An 875-nucleotide genomic window follows, 5' to 3' on the forward strand; every position below is an offset into this window, starting at 1 on the left:
GTGCTTCATGACTGCCCTTGATGGGGTGCCATCCTTGATAAGCCGCGAAGAACTCTCCACGTTGAAAGTCAAAATCTAAGCAACGTTCAAGCTCAGGGTAGGGATGACCAAAGTAAGCAAACTCGGTTAGATAATCGATATGCCATGCATCCGCCATTTTACTGAGTGCTATTTCCACCGGATGAAAGCCGCCATTCTCGGCGCTGTAGGCTTTATCTCGAAAGTGAAACACCAGTAAGCGTTGCCCTTCTAAAGCGGGTGAACTCAGCGATGAGGCACGGAACTGCTCGTTCAACAAGTCATGCAGCTTGTGAGAGATGGGCAATGTAGACGTTACAAAGGTGAGTTGAGACATAAGTCCTCCTTGTGATATTCGGTGAAGCCACGAAGTGATCCGTGGCGTTATTGAGTGGTGATGACACTTACCGTGATCTCATCAAAAGCACGTCGAGCAAGATGCCTAGCGAAGCTTGTCGTCCAGACAGACAATAAGGTTTGCACTTCATCATGAGCCAGACTGGTTGAGCCAACGTCGGCTTGGTAGCACCAGCCATTGGGCAAATGAAAATAGAGATCGAGCTCTAGTGAAGTGCTCTGCTGTTGGGGGTAGGAAAAGCTCGCCATCATGACAATGTGCCATGCATCCGTCGCGCTATGACGGACAAGTTGTAGCTCTATGGGGGGTAATCCTTGTCGGGTTCGGTAATAGCGGGTTTGGCGACAGTTCATTACGATCCGCTTGGCATGCTCGGGGATAGTAAAGCGGCGTAGCACTTGAGTCAGTGGCGCGGCTAATGTCGTTTCGACACTCGTAGTGATGGTCTGTTGGACGGTCATAACAGTCCCCTTTCAGCAAAAGAGACACAACCTTCACC

At 50.1% G+C, this 875-nt stretch carries 2 protein-coding genes; both read right to left on the minus strand.

Annotated features, from left to right (window positions below; genetic code table 11):
* A partial coding sequence (locus AACS00_RS07900) for a DUF2787 family protein (RefSeq protein ID WP_110168459.1) occupies nucleotides 1-355 on the minus strand: 355 nt, incomplete at its 3' end.
* 47 nt (nucleotides 356-402) lie between these two features.
* Nucleotides 403-837: a DUF2787 family protein gene (locus AACS00_RS07905; RefSeq protein ID WP_110168460.1), complete on the minus strand. Its 435-nt coding sequence runs from the start codon at nucleotides 835-837 to the stop codon at nucleotides 403-405.
* Between the last annotated feature and the right edge of the window lie 38 nt (nucleotides 838-875).

This window comes from Vibrio sp. 11986-1-5 (genome assembly GCF_963878025.1).
Lineage (GTDB): Bacteria > Pseudomonadota > Gammaproteobacteria > Enterobacterales > Vibrionaceae > Vibrio > Vibrio injensis.